The sequence below is a fragment of the Mesorhizobium sp. M2A.F.Ca.ET.037.01.1.1 genome (assembly GCF_003998075.1).
Lineage (GTDB): Bacteria > Pseudomonadota > Alphaproteobacteria > Rhizobiales > Rhizobiaceae > Mesorhizobium.
The window spans coordinates 1-3,262 of the sequence record NZ_RZSA01000778.1; the positions used below are offsets into that span (position 1 = coordinate 1).

A 3,262-nucleotide genomic window follows, 5' to 3' on the forward strand; every position below is an offset into this window, starting at 1 on the left:
GATTTCGTCCAGCACGGCTTCGACGAGTTCCGCCGATTCAGTCCGCGACAGGCCAACCTTCCGATAAACGGCTTCAGCAAGGTCGGCACGCGTCAGTGTCTTTCCCCCCATGCGACCGTCCCATCTGCTCGCAGAAAATGTAAATCGATACAGCCAAAGGCAGAGCCTAAGTAATTGATCCGGCAAGGTCAAGGACCGAACCGGCGCGTTCGGCACTTACCAGCGGAGCAACACCGCGCCCCAGGTGAAGCCTCCACCCATCGCCTCGAGAAGCACCAGATCGCCCTTCTTGATGCGGCCGTCGGCGACGGCCACCGCGAGAGCCAGCGGCACCGAGGCAGCCGAGGTGTTACCGTGTAAATCGACGGTGACCACAACTTTCTCCTCGGCTATCCCGAGCTTCCTGGCGGAAGCGTCAATAATCCGTTTATTGGCCTGATGCGGCACGAACCAGTCGAGGTCCTGCGCCGTTATGCCGGCCTCGCCGAAGGTCGCCTCGATGACATCGGTGATCATGCCGACGGCATGCTTGAACACCTCACGGCCTTCCATCCTGAGATGACCGACGGTTCCCGTCGTCGAAGGCCCGCCATCGACGAAGAGCTTGTCCTTATGCGCGCCATCGGAGCGTAGGCTCGCCGCCAGCACGCCGCGGTCGGTGATCGCGCCGTCTTGGGCTTCGAGAACGAGCGCCCCGGCGCCGTCGCCGAACAGCACGCAGGTCGAGCGGTCGTTCCAGTCGAGGATGCGCGAGAACGTCTCCGAGCCGATCACCAGGACACGCTTGGCCAAGCCGCCACGGATATAAAGGTCGGCGGTGGCGACGGCATAGACGAAGCCAGAGCAGACGGCCTGCATGTCGAAGGCAAAGCCGTGATGCATGCCGAGCCTGTTCTGGATCTCGACGGCGGTCGCCGGGAATGTGTTGTTGGGCGTCGAAGTCGCCAGGATGATGAGGTCGATATCGGCTGGCGTCATGCCCGCGCTGTCGAGCGCTGCGCGCGCCGCCGCCTCGCCCAGCGAGGCCGTCGTCTCGTCATCGGCCGCGACATGACGCTGGCGGATGCCTGTGCGCTGGACGATCCACTCGTCGGAGGTCTCGACCATGCCTTCGAAGTCGGCATTCTTCATAATGCGGCGGGGCAGCGCGGCACCATTGCCGCGCACGACTGATCTGATCAAGGTCCGTTCCTATTCCTCGGCGTCGGCGGAGACGCCGGATTTCCTGTTTGCCTGGGCATTGGGATTGCGCGCATGGAACAGATCGAGGTCGGCCTCGATCCGGTCAAGCAGATTATTGCGCACCATGTCGTAGCCGAGCTCGATCGCCGCAGCGAAGCCATCCGAATCGGCGCCACCATGGCTCTTCACCACGATGCCGTTCAAGCCCAGGAAGACGCCGCCATTGGAGCGGCCGACATCCATCTTCTCGCGCAGCCGGTCGAAGGCGCCCTTGGCGAAGACATAGCCGATCTTGGCCATGAGCGTGCGGCTCATGGCGGCGCGAAGATAGCCGGCGATCTGCCTTGCCGTGCCCTCGGCGGTCTTAAGCGCGATATTGCCGGCAAAGCCCTCGGTGACCACCACGTCGACCGTGCCCTTGCCGATGTCGTCGCCTTCGACGAAGCCGCGGTAATTCATCGAGGCCATGTTGGCCTCGCGCAGCATGCGGCCAGCCTCCTTGACCTCTTCCTGGCCCTTGATCTCCTCGACGCCGACATTGAGCAGGCCGACGCTCGGCCGCTCGATGCCGAACACCGAGCGCGCCATGCCGGTGCCCAGAATGGCGAAATCGATCAGCTGATGCGCGTCGGCACCGATGGTGGCGCCTACATCGAGCACGACGCTTTCGCCGCGCGTCGTCGGCCAGAGCGCCGCGATCGCGGGGCGATCGATGGTGGCCATGGTGCGCAGGCAGAATTTCGACATCGCCATCAGCGCGCCGGTGTTGCCGGCCGAGATGCAGGCCTGCGCGGCGCCGCTCTTCACCGCCTCCACGGCCTTCCACATCGACGACTTCCAGCGGCCGTGGCGCAGAGCCTGGCTCGGCTTGTCGTCCATGCGCACGGCGATCTCGCAATGGACGAACTCGCTCACTTCGGCGAGTTTCGGGAACTTGGCGAGCTCGGGACGCACCACGTCCTCGCGGCCATAGATGACGAAGCGGATGTCAGGGCGGCGGATGACGACCGTCATCAGCGCCGGGATGACCACGCTTGGTCCGTGATCGCCGCCCATGGCATCGATGGAAATCCTGATCACTCGGTGTTTTTCTCACGGTTTGCCTGGCTAGCGGCGGACGCCTGCCAAGGTAAGGGGGCTCGCGAAGGTTCGGCGAAAATAGCGGTTTTGCGCCTGCGCACAACCAACTTTTCCAAAATCCGGACCACTCTCAGGATTTTCCGAGCAACGAACGCAGCTTTTTCTGGAATTCGCTTTCCTCGGCCTGATCGTCGCCGGCGACGTCGAGCGAGGCTCCCGGCTTGCGCGGATAGGGGTCGATCGCCAGGCCGAAGAACTGTTCGGCCAGCGCACCGACGTCGATCGTGTCGCCGGAGAATGTTTCCGGACTGTCCGGTCCATCGGCGTCGAGAATAATCTCGCCGCCGCCCTCGAAGCCCTCGCGTCCAAGCTTCGACTGCTCGGGCAGGAACAGCGCCTCGACCGGCTCGTCTATATGTGCGCTTACCGGCTCCAGGGTGACGATGCAGGCCTGCGTGATGTCGGCCTCGACACGACCGGTAACCTTGACGCCGTTGCGCTTCCACGAAGCAACAAGCAATTCGGCACGGTAGCTTTCGACCGAAAGCAGCTCATATTCGGCTGCAAGTGCTTCGCGCTGGCGCTGATCGGCCTCGACCAGGATCGGCAGGCCCTTTTGCGGCAGCCGCGCGACATTGGCGACAAAGGATACCGGGCTGCGCAATTCAGCGTCTTTCATGCTGGCCTCCTTCAAGCGGCCCCGGCGGCCGGGAATGCGACCGTGCCGGCGGCGATCGATTCGGTCGGCTGCGCGGCGAGCTTCTGGCTGGCATCGCAGACATAATCCGCCAGCAGCGACGCCTGCGGCCAGGGGCCCGCGTCCGGCCTGACATTGCGCGCAAGCGCCGCCGCAAGCGCCGACCGGTCGTTTTCTCGGAGGGCATCATCATAGGCGGTCGTGCGGCCGTAAAACATCCTTGCCAGCTTCTTCATGCGCTTGGGCACGCCGACATCGCTGATTCCAAGTTCGCGCAGCGAATGATCGACATCGAGGAAGAAC

The 3,262-nt window shown here is 63.7% G+C and carries 4 protein-coding genes and 1 pseudogene; all 5 read right to left on the reverse strand.

From position 1 onward, the window contains the following. A pseudogene (locus EOA27_RS28795) lies at positions 1-111 on the reverse strand (integration host factor subunit alpha); the annotation flags it as partial. A gap of 105 nt (positions 112-216) precedes the next feature. Then, positions 217-1,182: a beta-ketoacyl-ACP synthase III gene (locus EOA27_RS28800; RefSeq protein ID WP_126082925.1), complete on the reverse strand. Its 966-nt coding sequence runs from the start codon at positions 1,180-1,182 to the stop codon at positions 217-219. Positions 1,183-1,191: 9 nt separating this feature from the next. Further along, complete coding sequence (gene plsX / locus EOA27_RS28805; protein ID WP_042640146.1) at positions 1,192-2,262, reverse strand: phosphate acyltransferase PlsX; 1,071 nt, start codon at positions 2,260-2,262, stop codon at positions 1,192-1,194. Between the two features lie 130 nt (positions 2,263-2,392). Then, a complete protein-coding gene (locus EOA27_RS28810; protein ID WP_126082926.1) occupies positions 2,393-2,941 on the reverse strand; it encodes a DUF177 domain-containing protein in 549 nt (182 codons plus the stop codon). Positions 2,942-2,952: 11 nt separating this feature from the next. Beyond that, positions 2,953-3,262: ubiquinol-cytochrome C chaperone family protein (locus tag EOA27_RS28815; protein WP_281059484.1), on the reverse strand; the 310-nt coding region annotated here is incomplete at its 5' end.

Coding starts and splice junctions, on each gene's coding strand:
- EOA27_RS28810 (WP_126082926.1), bottom strand. CDS start 2,941: ATGAAAGACGCTGAATTGCGCAGCCCGGTATCCTTTGTCGCCAATGTC.